Annotated in this window: 10 protein-coding genes; 4 read left to right on the top strand and 6 right to left on the bottom strand. The window is 57.3% G+C overall.

Annotation, left to right across the window (positions count from 1 at the left end; translation table 11 throughout):
* Positions 1–73 precede the first annotated feature (73 nt).
* Positions 74–7192: a TcdA/TcdB pore-forming domain-containing protein gene (locus tag ACWGZX_RS17565; RefSeq protein ID WP_452624781.1), complete on the top strand. Its 7119-nt coding sequence runs from the start codon at positions 74–76 to the stop codon at positions 7190–7192.
* Positions 7193–7242: 50 nt separating this feature from the next.
* Here ACWGZX_RS17565 and ACWGZX_RS17570 read toward each other — a convergent pair whose 3' ends face one another.
* On the bottom strand, positions 7243–7839 hold the full coding sequence (locus tag ACWGZX_RS17570) for a MarC family protein (protein ID WP_007945221.1): 597 nt from the start codon (positions 7837–7839) through the stop codon (positions 7243–7245).
* Between the two features lie 253 nt (positions 7840–8092).
* Between ACWGZX_RS17570 and ACWGZX_RS17575 the strand changes: the two genes are divergently transcribed.
* The 3 genes from ACWGZX_RS17575 to ACWGZX_RS17585 are packed head-to-tail and all read left to right on the top strand — an operon-like array spanning position 8093 to position 10306.
* A complete protein-coding gene (locus tag ACWGZX_RS17575) occupies positions 8093–8881 on the top strand; it encodes a hypothetical protein (protein WP_452624782.1) in 789 nt (262 codons plus the stop codon).
* A 58-nt stretch (positions 8882–8939) separates the two neighbouring features.
* Positions 8940–9668, top strand: coding sequence for a hypothetical protein (locus ACWGZX_RS17580; protein ID WP_452624783.1), 729 nt, complete (start codon positions 8940–8942; stop codon positions 9666–9668).
* A complete protein-coding gene (locus tag ACWGZX_RS17585) occupies positions 9665–10306 on the top strand; it encodes a hypothetical protein (RefSeq protein WP_452624784.1) in 642 nt (213 codons plus the stop codon). Before ACWGZX_RS17580 ends, ACWGZX_RS17585 begins: the two co-directional genes overlap by 4 nt.
* Positions 10307–10328: 22 nt before the next feature.
* Here ACWGZX_RS17585 and ACWGZX_RS17590 read toward each other — a convergent pair whose 3' ends face one another.
* The 5 genes from ACWGZX_RS17590 to dusB all read right to left on the bottom strand — a co-directional run bounded on the left by ACWGZX_RS17590 (position 10329) and on the right by dusB (position 17654).
* The gene (locus tag ACWGZX_RS17590; protein ID WP_452624785.1) at positions 10329–13103 is read right to left on the bottom strand and encodes a response regulator; all 2775 of its coding nucleotides are present in this window, start codon (positions 13101–13103) and stop codon (positions 10329–10331) included.
* Positions 13104–13203: 100 nt separating this feature from the next.
* On the bottom strand, positions 13204–14499 hold the full coding sequence (purD, locus tag ACWGZX_RS17595) for a phosphoribosylamine--glycine ligase (RefSeq protein ID WP_452624786.1): 1296 nt from the start codon (positions 14497–14499) through the stop codon (positions 13204–13206).
* A 138-nt stretch (positions 14500–14637) separates the two neighbouring features.
* Complete coding sequence (gene purH / locus ACWGZX_RS17600) at positions 14638–16245, bottom strand: bifunctional phosphoribosylaminoimidazolecarboxamide formyltransferase/IMP cyclohydrolase (protein WP_452624787.1); 1608 nt, start codon at positions 16243–16245, stop codon at positions 14638–14640.
* Between the two features lie 81 nt (positions 16246–16326).
* Positions 16327–16647: a DNA-binding transcriptional regulator Fis gene (gene fis, locus ACWGZX_RS17605; RefSeq protein WP_007907419.1), complete on the bottom strand. Its 321-nt coding sequence runs from the start codon at positions 16645–16647 to the stop codon at positions 16327–16329.
* Complete coding sequence (gene dusB / locus ACWGZX_RS17610) at positions 16644–17654, bottom strand: tRNA dihydrouridine synthase DusB (RefSeq protein ID WP_223515170.1); 1011 nt, start codon at positions 17652–17654, stop codon at positions 16644–16646. The genes fis and dusB overlap by 4 nt, the downstream gene beginning before the upstream one ends.
* Between the last annotated feature and the right edge of the window lie 138 nt (positions 17655–17792).

The following is a 17792-nucleotide window of genomic DNA, read 5'->3' on the forward strand; positions in this document are numbered from 1 at the left end:
AAATCAATTCGGTTAGTGTTGATTTAACGCTTTAATTTAATCGTCAATTGTTACTCTACAGGGAAGTGTATTTATGCATGAGCAAGATAAGCATCATACTGACGGGTATGTAAGTTTTATCGATCTTTTCAAGTTGTCTGATCTTGAACAGGCGTTACATGAACATAAAGGCACCGATGAATACGACGCGGTGTTTCGGTATTACTTCGGTTGTATTGGCCAACTCGATTTTCCGCGGATGCGGGTGCCGCTTGGATTGCTGCTTCAGGCACTTGGATCTTTTATAGAACCCACAAGACGACGCCGACGTTCCGCGGAAGTGAAGGTGCTGGCCGAACCGGGTGAAGGTCAGTCCCCCACCCTGACGGATATTCTCGACCGGGTTGAAGCTTTTCAGACGCGCTTGTCCAACAGTGTTGAACAGTTAACGGTCGCCCCCACCGAAGTGCCCAAGAACCTGCACTTTGTATGGCTTGGCGGTGGCGTCGGGGATATCCAGCGCGATTACATCAATGTCTGGAAACAGGCTCTCGCGGGGGAAGGCTATAACCTCAAACTCTGGTACGACAGCGACGCGTTGCTGGCCTACGAAACCAACCGGATCATTGTCGAGGCCGCGAAGGCTGATGCGATGATCAACGGCGGGGCGACCAGCAAGACAGCGTTTGAACTGGGTGACAAGTACGAAGAGCGAGCCATTGTCCTCAAGCAGCAGATGAGCGCGCATATCACTAGCGCGGTAAAACGCGGCGAAAAAGCCGACGATGCACGAATTGATCTTCTGGTCCGCGCTTATGGGCAGAACGAAGCGCACTTGAAAGCCTTGAAGGTAAAAAACAGCGAGAGCCTTTCGTCACTGGCCGAAGGCGCTCTTGAACTTCGTGATCTGGCGAACAGTGGCACGCCGCTACGCTTGCAGGCTATTTACGACCGAGAAGTCAGACTGCGCGGCAACTTTGCCGCCGCCTCCGATGTTGTACGCCTCGAGGCCTTGCTCGCTGAAGGCGGCAGTTACGCGGATGTCGATAACCTGCCGCCTCTTCTGGAAGTGCTGGGTGAGGTGAACATCAGCCATTTTGGCACTGATGCGCGCTTGGGCGTGCTGCAGTTGTTGCTTGATCATAATCCCGAATGGATGCCGGGCCGCCAGGCGCTGCGCAGCAAGTACACAAGCTATGTTGAGGTGATCCCCCTGGAGCATCGTCCGGCGCTGGAACGTTTTGCCAAAAGTCGTCCTGCGTTGACCAGCGTTTTTCGCCCGCCCACCGAGCGCCTCGTTCGTGCGAGCGGACTGCGAGCCGTCGCTGAACAAAGCAGTTTGAGTAATGCGTTTCTGATGGCTCATCCCGACTCGGCGATGCTGAACGCAGTTATCGAACGTTTCAGGCTCAACTATGAAGTTGTCTATGCCACGGCCCGGTTGGCCATGCAGAGAAAGGTTGCATTGATCGATGCCGAAGCCATGAGCGGTATTGCGCAGGAGGTCGTCGAGAAAAAATTCGGTCCCTTGCGCGAACTGCCAGAGGAAGAAGATCTGTCGCTCGGCTTTCTGATTGAAGCGGCAGCTACCTATTTCAGCGATGGGATTCGCCCCCAGAGCGAAGTGACGATCTACCTGACCGGGCCTGCAGCGATGCGTGATGCGATCACGGCCTACGTCAGAATGCACTTCACCCCTCAGGCGGCTGACGTCTGGCGAGAGGACGTCGCTATTGCCCCCATCGCGACCGTCAACCGGGCGACCGAGGAGGAACTGGATCACTCCTGGAAAGAAAACGCGAGTGACACCTCCCAATGGTTGATCAGTGAGCAAAAGCGTTGGCAAGAGGGGCGATTCAAAAACCGCTTCATGGGTGACATGGGGGAGTTACTGAAGGTTCAGAGCATTGATTTCGAGGAAGGCTGGCCGGTCATCGAAGGGCGCCATGTGTTGTCGACCGGTCTGTTGCAGCACTTGGCCGATGAACTCGGTGAGCCGTTTCTGCAGACGATGAATGAACAGCGCAGCGATACGGTGACGTTTGAAAAGGCGGTGCCTTTGAGCTTTGATGACCGGCAATTGATCCTCGCCCAGGACGCAAAAACGCTACCTCCTGCTTCGCTGAGCGACACGATGACGCAACGTTTATCAGTCGATGAAATCTTGACCGGAATCGCCAGCGGCTCGTTCCTGACGACGCAATTGAGCCCCGCTCAGCGCCTGTTGTTCGGTGCTTTGTTGGGAGCTAAAGCACTGGATAACCGTACCTTCGAGGCGGTGAGTGCCGAGCTGGATAACCTGGCCAACACCCTTAGCGATCTGGGCGTTTCGGGGCGGTATGCGGCGATTGAACGTCAGCTCTTCAAACACAATGCGCCGGCCTTTGTGGCTGGAGTGGACGGTCCGCCCGGCGAACCGCCAGCGTTTTCCGAGCACGCACTGGAGCTCAAGAAAAATGCCCTCGCGCAACCGTTGACCTTGCGACAATGGGGGCAGCACGTCGCCCGAATCCAACAGGTCGCAAAGCTTGAGTTCCGTGACCGGGTTGTCGAGCGAGTGAGCATTGTTCTGGACAGCTTCCATGCGGGTACGACGAAACTGGTACCACAGGATTTGCTGCTACAGGGGGCCGGCGAGCGGGTGGGTGGCCGCTGTTATCCGTTGACGCTGGCGATGGCCGCGGCGCTGGTCCACGGTTCTGCCGCCGCCAATACCCTGCGGGAACGTTTCTACCTCGGGGTGATTGACCCTGAGGAAAACGACTCCGCGGTCTTTCTGCACGCCGTGGAAGAAATGCGCGGCGTGCAGCTCAACGAAATGGGCACCGCCCTCGCTCGCTCGGATGTGGCGCAGATGGTGGCGGTACTGGAAGCCAAGACCTCCACCAGTACCTTGATGCTTAACTCCAACAACCACTCGATGCTGGTGGCGAAAACCTTTGTCGGCGAGCGCGGCCTCTATCACTTTTACGATCCGAACTTCGGTGTGTTCGAGTTTGAGCAACCGCTGCTGTTTCGCGAAGCGTTGGAGCAGTTCTTTCTGCAACATGAAATGGCCAAACAATACGCCGCCTATGGCGAGGTATCCCGACCTACATTTGACCTGATCGAACTGGACGGTACTCGTCTGTCCGCAACGTTGTTGCCTTCCGGTATTCGTGTGTCGGAGTTGCTGCAACCAGGCCCGTTGAAGGAACAGTCACTGCCTGCGGTCAGGCAGCGTCTGACCAGTGCTTACGGCGAATCGCTGATGAGCAATCCGCGGCTGGGCAGCAGCCTGCTGGAGCTCGACAGCTATGGGTGGAGCCAGCAGATACACGAGGCAACCACTGAGCTCCTGGAAAAAAATCAACTGGCGCATGAGCTTGTCCCGTTGTTCGAGACACTGGAAATTACCCCGATCGGCGAGTATCGCTTGAGCCTGATCGATCCCCAGAAGCCTGAGCACCTGGTGCAAGTCATCACCAACGATCAGCGCTTCCTGCGCATCAAAACGTATCTGTCAGAGCAATTCTCTGCGCTGGCCACAAAACCCCGGGCGCCGGTCAATGAACCGGATCCGACAGGCGCCGGCAGCGTTCATACCTTGAACGCGGGTTTCACAATACAGGCGCTGATGAACGCGTTGCGCAATCAGGAAGGTGCCGGGAGACCATTGACGATGGCTGTTCGGTTGCACGCCTACGTCAATTACGCGCAGTTGGTACATGGCAACGTGGTCGATGTGCTGGGGCTGGTCAAACTGGTACGACAAGCGCTGGCTGAAGAAAAGGTGATCGCTCAAACCTGTGCGCCGGTGGTGGGCGAAGCGTTGGGACATGTCGCCAATGAAGGCGTGGGTACGGTATTAGGTCTGGCTAACGCAGGTTTCGATATTTACCAATTGTCCACCGCCGACAACGACGTTGAGCGTGCGCAGTACGGTACTCAACTGGCATTCGATTCCGCCAGCGTGTTGCTGGCAGGGGCCGGGATCGGTGCCGGTGTGGTGGGGGCGAGCACCGCGGCCGCAGTGCTGGGTGGTGCCGGTGTGATTCTGGGAGGCCTGGCGATTGGTGCAGCAGCGCTCGCCCAGGGGTTTGCTGTCATTGCCGAAGAGGTCAAGCAGGTAGGGTTGTTTTTTGACGGGTTGGAACGAGCGTATCGCGAAAGCGGTTATCGGTTTGATGAGGCGGCCAGCGCTTGGTTGCCTCAATCGGCTGTGGTCTTCCAGACGCTGGACCTGAAGGCGCGAACCCTGGCATTCGGCAGCCCTGAACTGTTCCCCCTGCGTGATCATTTCGGGGTCCCCGACTTTGATGTGGATTATGAGCGAGCGATTGATATTCGCCGCGAACTCGGTTTGCCAGGGCGCGCCGCGTTTACCCCCGCTGCCGGTCAGCCCATCGTGCTGCCATGCACGCCTAAAACGGTGTTCGGTTATGAATACAAATGGCTGCCTTTTTCGACGCTGCGCCACGATGTCGGGTTTGATACGGCGCGCCGCCTGGAGAAGAGGAAAGTGGATGACCAGCGTCAGTTTCTGTTTTCGTTCTATTCGTTTCCCGGTGACTACATTGTCTATCGCCTGAACCCGGTCTATCAGCCTACGGTGATCACTGTTCGGCTGGACGCGATTGCGCGTACGCTGGTGGTGCCCGCGCTGCCGAAATCGTGGCACGGCAAGATCACTTATAAAATCGAGGGCGCCGGTGCGAACTGCTCGCTCGTGCTCAATCCCGGAGTGAAGATTGAACTGGAGTCACCGAGCCAGGAGACCTCACATTGGTTGCTGCAAGCCTTGTGGGCGAAGGAAAGCGATATTCGAGTGGCGCCTTTTGGCGGACTCTTTATTGGCGCCATCAAAGTGGAATTGAGCGGCAGGGGGCGCCATGAGGTCTTGATAAAGGTCGGCAAGAATCAAGTCTTCAAGGTCGATTTTGCCAAGACGACATTGACGGTTATCGAGCAGGACGCGACCCCGGGCATGGATGCCCAAGTATTGCAGGATCACTTCAAGGCATTGGCCCGAGCCCATCGCCTGGGCATGCCCTACACGCCAGTTCATCAGTTTCCGGTCCCGTTCGAAAAACCCGATGAACCGAGGTTCACGAGCGCCTGGTACGACTCGGCTGTCGATCGCTTTCTATACATTCGCGACGATGAGCGGGGGGAAGCCGATGAGGCGTTGTTGGGCGCAGTGGTAGACGGTTATGCGTACTTCTATCACCCGCGAAATTACCTTGTCTGGCAAGTCGATGCAGTGACGGGCCTGCTCAACCGACGCTATCGACTGTTGCTCGCTGAGGCCGCCGAAAGTCTCATTACCCACTTCAAAGAGACGACGCACGGGGTGATCACCCTCGTGCAGAAGGTCACTCGCAAAGACCTGACGGTGGATGAGTTTGTCTACCAGTTGCATGACGACGAAGTGTTCTTGAGCTCGATGACTCGAGACCTGGACCCGGCGCTGGAAGCGATCGTGAGCAAAAACGAGACACTCGGCGACTGGGCTCAGGTATTGGGTGAGCATGTTGTGTTTGCGCCTACGCCGGTAAACGGTGTTGTGACCACTGTCGACTGGCAGCCTGCGGTGTACGTCTCGATTTGCTGGAAGGTGGATTCGACGCTGCGCGACCTGGCCTGGATTCGCCGCAGTGACCGCCTGATTGTCCGCCCCACCGCGCTGCGACACCGGGAACGAGGCTGGCCGGACTCGATCAAGAATCTGCAAGAACTCACACTTGTCCCGCCGGCGGACAATGAGGGTGAGGTGTTCGTCGTCTACGACAAGGTTGCCAAGCGACTGTCTCGGCAGCAACGAATCAACGGGACCTGGTCCGTTGAACCGATTGAACCCGAAGGGCTGGTGAATGTGGTTGCCGTTGAAGAGGAATATCTGGCGCTGACAGATAAAGGCCTGTTCTTCAATGTGACCGCCGAAGGTCGCCTGCAGTTGGGTGGCCTGACGGATGACTGGCTCAAGGATCGAGCACATTGGTGGTTGGCGCTCGAAACAGTAGCTGGCCAATACCCCGTCGCGAGTTTTGCCATTGTGGGATTGACCCACTTGCAGGGCCATCTGCGGCTAAGTGCCTGGTACGTGAACAATCGGTTGCTGTTATCCGATCTGGGCCGTGGTGGGGAAGTGCGCTTACTGAGCGTTACGCCGGACAACACTGGTGCCTGGTTGCTGGAGCTTTCAACCGGTGAAATCTATCGCCAGGCCTTTATCGATCCTGCGCAACTCGCCAGTGCATTTGGCCAGGGCTCACGATTGTTGCAGGCCGACGCGATACCGGCACCTGTGCGTGAGTGGGCGCCCTGGCGGTTTGCCGACGTCAAGGCAGAAGGCGCAGGATTTCGCGCAACAACGCTTGAGGGGATCAACGTGGAGTTGCGCTATCAGGAGCCGGTGTTGATCACCGGGGTCGATAGCCAATGGGTGGCTGTTCAGAACGGTCGGTTGCAAGACGGCCTTAAGAAGCTGGTCGAGAACCACCGGCACGCGGCGTTCCTTTCGGTTGAGGAGCCCGAGAGCCTGCAATGGTATGTGTCCGAAACCGGACGATTGATTCGAGTTTCGAAAGCGTCGATAACCGACGACTTCGAACTCTTGGGTACCCAGCAGCAAACCAATGTGTTGCTTCATGAAAGCAAGGGCGGGTTGCTGCATATCTACCCGGGCATGGAGCTGGCCGGGCCCGTGCGTTATGTTCAGCGCAATGCTGAAGTGCTGACAATCGAAGGGCAGATGGTAGTCAGTGACCTGATGCCGTTGATTCCTGACGATGTGAACACGTTGATCCTTCGACTGGGGCAGGGTGCCGTTACTTACCGTTTATCGAAGGCCGCCTGGTTCAGGTTGGAGTCGGTCATTGTCGACTGCCGACCGATACCAGGACGTGCGGTGTCAGTTCCCGGCAAGTTGATCTGGGCGCTGGACACCTCGGAAAAACTGACGCTGAGCAAGGTTCAGGAACACTTGGTCATTGTCGATCCTGACTGTGGGCACAGCCTGATCCTTCGCGACGTGTTCTCGGCGGACGTCACCATACGCGGTGAAATGTTCCTGGCCGTAGAAGGGTATCGATCCTTTGCCGTGTCCACGTTGGTGAACGCTTTGCTGATCAAGCAAGGAAACAAGGACAACGTCTTGCTGAGCGAGCTTGTACCGGCGCAGCGCATCGAGATTGCGACCGCAGAGGAGGTTTCCGACAACGGGGTTAGCTGAGTCCGGTTGACACAAGGCCACAGGTCTTTTCAGATCTGCGGCCTTGAATGTCAGGGAACCAGATAGCCCTTCACGCCCGTAAAGATGATCTGCGCCGCCAAGGCGCAGACGAACAACCCCATCAAACGGCTGACAATCTGCAAGCCCTGGTCGCCGAGAATACGCTCGATGTGGTTGGCCAGATAAAGCACGACGCCCACGGTGAAACTCGCCAGGGCAATACTGAGTATGGCCGTGAGCTTGTCGTCCCAATGCGGCTGGCCTATGCCCATCACCAGCAATGCGCCAATGGTGCCGGGGCCGACTGTCAGGGGAATGGTCAGCGGGACGATGGTCACGTCCTGCTGCACGTTGTCGGTTTGCACTGCCGACTTGCCTTGGGCCATGCCTAGCGCCGAGATGAACAGTACGCTGCCGGCGCCGATGCGGAACGCATCCACAGTAATACCGAATACGCTGAAAATCACCCGCCCGAACAGGTATAGCAAAACGCTGGACACCAGCGTGGCGACCGCTACTTTCCAAGCCAGGCGTCGTTGTTCTTTGCGCGAATAGCCGCGGGTCAAGCTGATGAAGCAGGACAACACGAAGAACGGGCTGTAGAGCACCAGCATCTTCAGGTAAACGCTGAATAACACTTGGAGCATGGTTTTGGCTCGCTTCAAAAGAGGGGTGAGGTGAAGTCTATCAGTCGATCAATTGCGTGTGGGAATCGGCTTTCAAAGATCGGGTTGTTGTTTGTCTTTATTTGAGTGTTTTTAACTAAGTGTTTGGTGTTGGTTGTTATAGGTTGGCGGATATGGTGTTACATATTTTGGTTTGTTAGTGTTCGATTATTTGGTTATTGTTTTTCCGGCGAGTTCATGAAGAGCTTGCTTTAATGTAAATAAGGAATTTGTTATGAATAACCTAGTAGTTAGTGAGCAGTATATTGCTGCCTGTGTTAAAAGTCTGAAGGAATATGAGCTGAGTGATGCGGTTACTATTCGCCCTCGTAGTATGTTTACGCTAGGTGACACCGTTGAAGAACCGTCGAAAGGCTCTATTGTCGGTGAAGGTATATTGTCTTTCAGCGGTGGCCTCAGTGGTGTGAATCGCTCGGATGCGCAGAATGCTTTTCTCTTTGCGAGCCTTGTTGCGAACAAAGCATTTCCAGAGGAGTCCCAGGGTAAAGAGTGGTATGCGGAGTTTCGGGACGTCATGAGAAAGGCGGGCTGGACGCATATCAGCAGCTACTACAACGACTTGCACATCAGCGGAACTAGTGTCCGCATGGATAAACTGGTGTTGGAGATTCTTGGCTCGGTGGTCGCGGGCATTGCGCTGCCTGGTCCGACTACTGCATTGATGCTGAAAGTGGCGGGGGAGGCGATTGCAGCCCTGCAAAAGCGTGATACGGAACTGACTGTTTATGAGCGAAATCTGTTGGCGCAAGGCGTAGGCGGAATAGCGGCCGGTGCGTGCACTGAACATAATGGCGTAACCATTATGGCCCTCGGTGCGGTGCGGTTTTTACGCACTAACACGTCGACCAAAGTGCTGTTTGTGGATGTGGATACTCGGGATGTGAAACTGTATCGCGGTGAAACATTCTTTGAAAAAAATGATTTGGTCGCTGCCGCTACTCGTGAGGTTATTGCAAGTAAACTAATCGTGCACGCCGGCAAAATTGCAGACTATGATATTTAATTGAATCTTGCAGGGCGGTCGAGTATCGATCGCTCTTTTCTATTGGCGAGAAAATGATATGGGTTGTGATTATTTAGTGTCGGTGGTTGGGGCTGCTATCGTGATTGTTCCTGGGGCTGATGGGTTGGCAGCTCATGATGATTTGGTCAATTCGGTATTGCTGGCGCAATTGGTTGCCAATAAAGAGGTTGAAAAAGATCCAGAGATTAATTGGTATGACGCTTATGTGGAAGTTTTAGATGACTTCTGGCTACGGCAAACAAAGGCGCGAGAGGAAAGGCTCATCACCGAAAACTGCGGCGAGTCGGTGATCGAATGGGTTGCGGCTGCGATGTCCAAAGGTGCTCCAGACGAAGGGCAAGATACTGCCGCAACATTGGCACGGGTGGCGAGTGTGTCGGGTACTGAACCTGCAATGAGCTTGCTGCGCAACCATGTGCAAAAAACGTCCGCAGATGAATCGACTGAAGTACCTGCGCCAGCCAGGATCGTGCGTTTGCTTGTAATTCTGGCGCGAGCTCCGACCTCGGTCACAAGCGTGTACCTGGAGTTTAAAACCCGTCAAGAGATAAGCCCCAATCCTTTGGCACAGCTCTTTCAGGCCGAAGATGTACAAGGCACTGTCAGCATGCGTTACGCCCGGGTCTATCTGTCCGAAACCCTATACGGTCCTGCGCGTGATGCTATCGCCTGGAAGGTCAGGGAAAGGCTCAAGGGCAATGTTGCGCTGTTAAGCCTGACCGACAGCTGTTCTGGCGTGCAGGTTCCTGAGGAGATTGAATCATGACGCAATTGATTGCTCCACCGGCTGCGGTTGTTGGCGGCAGCGTCGTGGCGTTTGCCAGTGGTTTGCCTGCGTCCCACCGAGAAGACATTTATATGAGCACGGCATTTGCGCAATCCGCTACCCGTGCTGCGTTTAACGATGGATTGTCGGGTGACTGGTTTGACTACTACCGCAATCAACTGAGGTTTCTCGGATGGGATGTTCCAGAACCTGAAACATTATCGCCCCTACAGGACAGTCTGATGGGCAGGCAGGCAATGCGAAGTATCTCAACACGTCTCGGCGAGGCATTCGCCCAGCCGATGAGTCGGGCTCTGGCACAGATGGAGCGCAACGCATTGGCGCTCGAGGTCTTCGACTCGACAAGCCTTGGCTCAGATGGCGGTTACTTCCAGATGATTCCTTGCGTGATGAACGGCCCGAACAAAGTTGATATGGGGATTTATCACCGACAGTTTCAAATTCGTCGAAAGGTCTCTCGATTCCTGTTTGTCGAAGATCAAGCGCTCGTGCACAGCAGCATCGAACAGATGGCTTTGATTACCTTCAACACGCTTCACTATGCCCAGTTTCGGGACAAGGTGAAGCAGTCGGTCATATCCCAGTCCTTGAAATACCTGATCGATCTGGAACTCTGACGAGCTCGCTGCGCAACGTTGCTCAGAATGTTGACGCTGTACGACTTTGCTGATCACGCTGGGCAACCCAATGCTCGATCAGGTCACGCAACTGCGACAGCTCGACCGGCTTGGCCATATGCCCGTCCATGCCCGCCTGGCGCGCACGCTCTTTGTGCTCGACTAGGATGTGTGCGGTCAATGCCACCACGGGGGTGCGGGTTCGCTGGTTGCTGACTTCCCAGGCGCGTAGCTGCTGGGTGGCAGAGAAGCCATCGAGGATCGGCATTTCGCAGTCCATCAACACCAGGTCGTAGCGTTGAGCTTTCATCGCCAGCAAGGCTTCTTCGCCATTGCTGGCGGTGTCCGGTTGCAGGTTGAGTTTGCCGAGCATGCCACGAATCACTTTGGTCGAGATCGTGTTGTCTTCGGCCACCAGGATGCGGAAATCGCTTGGGACCTTGACCGGAAGCGTCGGGCCAGTGGGCAGATGATGCGAAACGGCCGGGCCTCTGTTGCGCTGATTCAACTCGTCCGCGAGGGTGGTCTTGAGGGTGTAGCCGGCCACGGGTTTGGCGAGGATGCGTTTGATCCCGCAGTTGCGCGCAATGATCTTGCTCGGCGCATTGCTGATGCCGGTCAGCATGATCAGCAGTATGTCGTGATTGAGGCTCGGGTCTTCCTTGATCTTGGCCGCCAGTTGCATGCCGGTCATGCCCGGCATGTTCTGGTCCAGCAAGACCACATCAAAGTAATCGCGCAAGTGGGCCTTGGTGCGCAACAACGCCAGGGCTTCTTTGCCGGAAGACACGGCACTGACGTTCAGGCCCCAGGCGCTGCACTGTTGCACCAGCACTTTGCGGCAGGTGTCGTTATCGTCCACCACCAGCACGCGCGCACCTTGCAGCGGGCCATCGAGGTCGCTGGTAGGGTGCTCCAGTCGGTCTGGGTCCAGTGGTAGCGTCAGCCACAACGTGCTGCCCTGGTTGGCGCCGGTCTTGATGCCGAACTCACCGTGCATCAAACGGATCAGCTGACGAGCGATCACCAGCCCGAGATTACCGCCCAGACTCGTTGCCGAGAGGAAATGCTTGCTGTGCAGTTCGGCATGCATCAGGGCATCGCACTCTTCGGCCTCCATCGGCACACCGCTGTCTTGCACGGCGATGCGCAGCCGCGGTTTTGCACTGCGTTCATCGAGGGCGACGACGATCAGAATTTCGCCTTCGTCGGTTTTCTTCAGTGCGTTTTCCAGCAGGCTCAGCAGGGTCTGGCGCAGGCGTGTAGGGTCGCCGCTGATGACGCGCGGCACTTGCGGCTGGATGAAGCTGATCAGCTCGACATTCTGCTGCTCGGCTTTGGCGCGGAAGATACTCAGGCAGTCTTCGATCAAGGCGTTGAGGTCGAACTGTACGTCGTCCAGCTCGATCTGCCCTGACTCGAGCTTGGAAATGTCGAGAATCTCGTTGATCAGTGTCAGCAGTTCGTTGCCGGCGCTGTGGATGGTTTGCACGTAATCGCGTTGTTTGACCGACAGGGGAGTGCCCAACAGCAGCTCGGTCATGCCCAGAACGCCATTCATGGGTGTACGGATTTCATGGCTGATTTTCGCCAGGAATTCAGCCTTGGCGTTGATCTCGGCGTTGCTGGCGGCCAGGTCGCGACTGACACTGAAACGATCTTCAGTGATGCTGCGCTGACGTTCGCTCAGGGCGATGCTCATCAGCAGGCCGCTGATGCAGGTGAACACCAGAAGCGTAGTAATCAGGCCTTGCGGGGCGACCAGGGTCAGTCCCAACAGGGCGGGCAGGATGATCAGGGTGCCAATGTTGAACACCACCATCGCAGCGACGAAAAACCGTGCCGGGCGATAGCCTTTTTGCCAGTGATAGGCGCTGACGAACAACATGCTCAGGCCTGCCAGAGCAACCAGGGCGTAGGTAATGATGTTCAGCGGCAAGGTGTTGACGAACAACAACAGCAGGCCGCAGGCGACGATGAGCAGAATGTCCGCCAGCAACAGTTTGTTCAGCGGGTGCGGGCCGAGCGGGGCGAAGAAGCGACAGGCAAGCATCAGGCCGCTCGGCGCAGTCAACAACAACGCGATGTAGGCGCCCGGCGCCTGGATGGCGTGCCAGTTCGGCAACCATGGTCCGGCCAGGTTCAGCAGCAATAGCAGACTAAGCATTAACAACCCTTCACACCAGGCCAGCCAAAGGCTGCTGCGCGAACGTGTGTAGGCGTAGCGCACGAAGCTGTACAGGATCAGCATGCCGAGGCAACCGAACAGCAGGCCGTAGATCAACGTCTGGTTCTGATCGGCCGCGGTCGTGATCGCCGATTGCAGGGTGATGTAAGGCCGCAACTGATGGTTGGAGACCAGACGCAGGTAAACGTCGAGGGGGTTGTCACTTTGCGGCAGCGGCAACATGAAGTCGCTGCTGGGCAGGGGGCGGTCAGCCTGGGGCTGCCCGGTACCGGTGTTCAAATGATCGATCAGCGTGTCGCCGTCGAGTACATACAGGTTGAGCGCCGACAGATCGGGTGCGAACACCCGCAGCAATTGTTCATGCTTGCCGGGGGCCAGCCTGAAACGCAGCCATAACGCGCCATCGGGCTCGGCCGCCGTGAGGCGATCGAGTTCGATGGGGCTGAATTGATTGGTGTAGCGAGCGGAACGGATGTCGCTGAGCTGCAGGTCGCCCTGTTCATCAAGCAATACCGCCCAGCCACTGCCTTGCGCGGCTTGGGCCGGGAGCATGCAGAGCAAGGTCAGCAGAGTGACGGTGAGGCTTATGGCAATCCTGAGCCAGCGCACGGCGAAATCCCTTCGTAGGTTGATGCCAGATTATAACTATGCGCGGTGCCGGAATAGTCCGGCAAGGACCAGCGGCCCTTGCCTGGCCGAATGAATGGCCTTATTCCTGGCTCTCGCCACGCTCACGGGCAATGGCACGGTAGCCAATGTCATTGCGGTAGAAACAGCCTTCCCAATCAATCTTGGCCGCCAGCTTGTAAGCCTGCTGCTGAGCCGCATCGACGCTGGCGCCCATGGCGGTGGCGCAAAGTACACGGCCACCGGCCGTCACCACTTGACCGTCCTTGAGCGCAGTGCCCGCGTGGAAGACTTTGCCTTCCAGCGCGGCGGCTGCATCCAGACCGTTGATGGCCACACCTTTGGCGTAGTCACCCGGGTAACCACCAGCGGCCAGCACGATACCGACGCTCGGACGTGGATCCCATTGCGCTTCGACTTTGTCCAGTGCTTGCGCCAGAGCGGCTTCAACCAGCAAGACCAGGCTCGACTGCAAACGCAGCATCACCGGTTGGGTCTCAGGATCGCCGAAACGGCAGTTGAACTCGATGACTTTTGGGTTACCAGCCTTGTCGATCATCAGACCTGCGTACAGGAAGCCAGTGTAGACGTTGCCTTCCTCGGCCATGCCGCGAACGGTCGGCCAGATCACCAGGTCCATGGCCCGCTGGTGCACTTCTGCAGTCACGACCGGGGCAGGGGAGTAAGCGCCCATGCCGCCGGTGTTCGGGCCGGTGTCGCCGTCGCCGACGCGTTTGTGGTCCTGGCTGGTGGCCATTGGCAGCACGTTCTTGCCGTCGACCATGACGATAAAGCTGGCTTCTTCGCCGTCCAGGAACTCTTCGATGACCACGCGCGAACCGGCGTCGCCGAACGCGTTGCCCGCGAGCATGTCGCGCACGGCGTCTTCGGCTTCAGTCAGGGTCATGGCAACGATCACACCTTTGCCGGCGGCCAGGCCATCGGCCTTGATCACGATCGGTGCGCCTTTTTCACGCAGATAAGCCAGGGCTGGCTCGATCTCGGTGAAGTTCTGGTAGTCGGCGGTCGGGATCTTGTGGCGCGCCAGGAAGTCCTTGGTGAAGGCTTTCGAACCTTCCAGCTGGGCAGCGCCAGCGGTCGGACCGAAGCAGTCCAGGCCACGGCTGCGGAACAGATCGACCACGCCTGCAACCAGCGGCACTTCCGGACCGACGATGGTCAGGGAAACGTTTTTCTCGGCAAAGTCGGCCAGCTGCTCAAGGGCCAGCACGTCGATAGCGACGTTCTCGCACTTGGCTTCGATGGCGGTGCCGGCGTTGCCGGGGGCCACGAATACTTTCTGCACGCGCGGATCTTGAGCCACTTTCCAGGCCAGTGCGTGTTCACGGCCACCGCTGCCAATGATCAAAACATTCATTTCAAAAACCTCGGATGACGCTAATTCGGAAAGCATCCCATGGGATGCTTTTGTAGGAGCTGGCTTGCCAGCGAAGCGCCCCGGTCTGTCTGACGGATCGCATTCGCCGGCAAGCCGGCTCCTACAGTGGGCGTGTTATCAGTGACGGAAGTGGCGCATGCCGGTGAATACCATGGCGATGCCGGCTTCGTCGGCTGCAGCAATCACTTCGTTATCACGCATCGAGCCGCCTGGCTGGATCACCGCCGTGATGCCGACCTTGGCCGCATTGTCGATGCCGTCGCGGAACGGGAAGAAGGCGTCTGATGCCATGACTGCACCCTGCACCTGCAAACCGGCGTGTTCGGCCTTGATCGCAGCGATACGGGCGGAGTTCACACGGCTCATCTGGCCTGCGCCAACACCGATGGTCTGACGGTTCTTGGCGTAGACGATGGCGTTGGACTTAACGTACTTGGCGACTTTCCAGGCGAAGATCAGGTCGTTGATTTCCTGTTCGGTCGGTGCGCGCTTGGTCACGACTTTCAGGTCATCGGCGCCGATCATGCCGATATCACGGCTCTGCACCAGCAGGCCACCGTTGACGCGTTTGTAGTCCCAGGCAGCGGCGCGATCAGCCGACCATTCGCCGCAGGCCAGCAGGCGCACATTGGCTTTTGCCGCCACGATGGCACGGGCTTCTTCGCTGACGCTCGGGGCGATGATCACTTCGACGAACTGACGCTCGACGATGGCTTTGGCGGTTTCAGCATCCAGTTCGCGGTTGAAGGCGATGATGCCGCCGAAGGCCGATTCGGTGTCGGTGGCATAAGCCAGTTCGTAGGCCTGGCGAATACCGCCTTCGGCGTCCGGGCTCACGGCTACGCCGCACGGGTTGGCGTGTTTGACGATCACGCAGGCCGGCTTGACGAAGCTCTTCACGCATTCCAGCGCGGCGTCGGTGTCGGCCACGTTGTTGTACGACAGTTCTTTGCCCTGCAACTGGGTTGCGGTGGCGATGCCGACTTCGGCAGGCTTGGCTTCCACGTAGAACGCCGCGCTTTGGTGCGGGTTCTCGCCGTAGCGCATTTCTTGAGCCTTGACGAACTGGCTGTTGAAGGTGCGCGGGAACTCGCTGCGACCTTCAGTGCTGAGTGTTTCAGCAGCCTGATTCACGGTGCCCATGTAGTTGGCGATCATGCCGTCGTAGGCGGCGGTGTGTTCGAAGGCCTTGAGCATCAGGTCGAAACGCTGAGCGTAAGTCAGGCCGCCGGCCTTGAGGCCTTCCAGAACGCTGGCGTAATCGCTGGCGTTGACCACGATGGCCACGTCTTTGTGGTTCTTGGCCGCCGAGCGGACCATGGTCGGGCCACCGATGTCGATATTCTCGATCGCGGTCGGCAGGTCGCAGCCAGGCTTGTTGATGGTGGCTTCGAACGGGTACAGGTTGACCGCGACCAGGTCGATCGGCTTGATGCCGTGCTCGCTCATGATTGCGTCATCGATACCGCGACGACCGAGGATCCCGCCGTGGATTTTCGGGTGCAGGGTTTTCACCCGGCCGTCCATCATTTCTGCGAAACCGGTGTAATCCGCGACTTCCACTGCGGCAACGCCGTTGTCGCTCAGCAGCTTGAACGTCCCGCCAGTAGAGAGGATCTCTACGCCTAGGGCTTCAAGCTCTTTGGCGAATTCGAGGATCCCGGTCTTGTCGGAAACACTGATCAAGGCGCGGCGGATCGGCAGGCGGGTAGTCTGGTCGGTCATTTCAATTTCCATCAAAAGCAAAGGAGTCAGCAAAAAAGGCGACCGGTTTTACGCGGGCGCCTTTCTGGTTTGATTGAATGCTTACAGCAAATCGTACTGCTTGAGTTTCTTGCGCAGCGTGCCTCGGTTGAGCCCTAGCAGCTCGCTGGCCTTGGTCTGGTTGCCCTTGACGTAGTTCATCACGCACTCGAGCAGGGGAGCCTCGACTTCGGAGAGCACCAGGTTGTACACATCCGTGACGGCAGCGCCCTCAAGGTGGGCGAAATAATTGTGCAGCGCCTTCTCGACACTCCCGCGAAGGGTCTGGCCTTCTTCGCTGGGCGTATTGAGGTGCTGTTTCAAATTTACGTTGTCGCTCACGGGTGTTGTTCCACTCACTAAAGTCTCGGTCATCATCGTCATGCGGCCACCCCTTCTCCGTCCCCTGTCAGGCTCTTGTAACGTTCAGCGAAGAAGCCCTGAACGTTGGCGCATTGTGCTTCCGTATCTTCCAAACGATTGAAGTGGGCGCGAAACTCCCTGGCGCCCGGCAAGGTTGCGAGATACCAGCCCACATGCTTTCGAGCGATACGGACACCCATGACATCTCCATAGAAGACGTGCAGGGCGGCCAAATGCTCTAGCAGAATGCGTTCCACCTCGATCAATTCCAGCGCCGGGAGTTTTTCGCCGGTACGCAGGAAATGCTCGATCTCACGAAAAATCCATGGCCGCCCCTGGGCAGCCCGGCCTACCAACAAACCATCGGCACCGGTCGCGTCGAGCACGTACCGGGCCTTCTCGGGCGAATCGATATCGCCATTGGCAAAGACCGGCATCGACACCGCCTGCTTGATCGCGGCAATGGTGTCGTACTCGGCTTCACCGGTGTACAGATCGGCACGGGTGCGGCCATGAACCGCCAACGCCGTAATGCCTGCCTGCTCGGCGATCTTTGCCACCGTCAAACCATTCTTGTTGTCCCGGTCCCAGCCGGTACGGATCTTCAGGGTCACCGGCACATCAACCGCAGCCACCACGGCCTGCAGGATCTCGGTGACCAATGCTTCATCCTTCAACAGCGCGGAACCGGCAGCCTTGTTGCAGACTTTCTTCGCCGGACAGCCCATGTTGATATCAATAATCTGCGCGCCCAGTTCGACGTTGGCCCGGGCCGCGTCCGCCAGCATCTGCGCATCACCACCAGCGATCTGGACCGAGCGTGGCTCGGGATCACCTTCGTGAATCATGCGCATCCGCGACTTGCGGGTGTTCCACAAACTCATGTCGCTGGTGACCATTTCCGAGACAACCAGCCCCGCGCCCAATCGCTTGCACAGCTGACGAAAGGGTTGGTCGGTGACTCCCGCCATCGGGGCGAGAATCAAGCCGTTTTGCAATGTATATGGACCGATGCGTACCGCCGACATAGGACTTCCCTGTTGTGGGGCCGGATCATTAGAGTTCGAAAAAGGGTTGGCATGATACCCGCTCTCGATGACTGGATAAAGGCTGAATTGAACAAAATCTGAACAGTTATGCTGTTATTACCAGCAGTTAGGTATGGA

Source organism: Pseudomonas sp. CLCA07, assembly GCF_053615335.1.

Excerpts from the sequence above, each read along its gene's own strand:
- ACWGZX_RS17565 (WP_452624781.1), top strand. The coding sequence starts at position 74 with ATGCATGAGCAAGATAAGCATCATACTGACGGGTATGTAAGTTTTATC.
- ACWGZX_RS17570 (WP_007945221.1), bottom strand. The coding sequence starts at position 7,839 with ATGCTCCAAGTGTTATTCAGCGTTTACCTGAAGATGCTGGTGCTCTAC.
- ACWGZX_RS17575 (WP_452624782.1), top strand. The coding sequence starts at position 8,093 with ATGAATAACCTAGTAGTTAGTGAGCAGTATATTGCTGCCTGTGTTAAA.
- ACWGZX_RS17580 (WP_452624783.1), top strand. The coding sequence starts at position 8,940 with ATGGGTTGTGATTATTTAGTGTCGGTGGTTGGGGCTGCTATCGTGATT.
- ACWGZX_RS17585 (WP_452624784.1), top strand. The coding sequence starts at position 9,665 with ATGACGCAATTGATTGCTCCACCGGCTGCGGTTGTTGGCGGCAGCGTC.
- purD (WP_452624786.1), bottom strand. The coding sequence starts at position 14,499 with ATGAATGTTTTGATCATTGGCAGCGGTGGCCGTGAACACGCACTGGCC.
- purH (WP_452624787.1), bottom strand. The coding sequence starts at position 16,245 with ATGACCGACCAGACTACCCGCCTGCCGATCCGCCGCGCCTTGATCAGT.
- fis (WP_007907419.1), bottom strand. The coding sequence starts at position 16,647 with ATGACGATGATGACCGAGACTTTAGTGAGTGGAACAACACCCGTGAGC.
- dusB (WP_223515170.1), bottom strand. The coding sequence starts at position 17,654 with ATGTCGGCGGTACGCATCGGTCCATATACATTGCAAAACGGCTTGATT.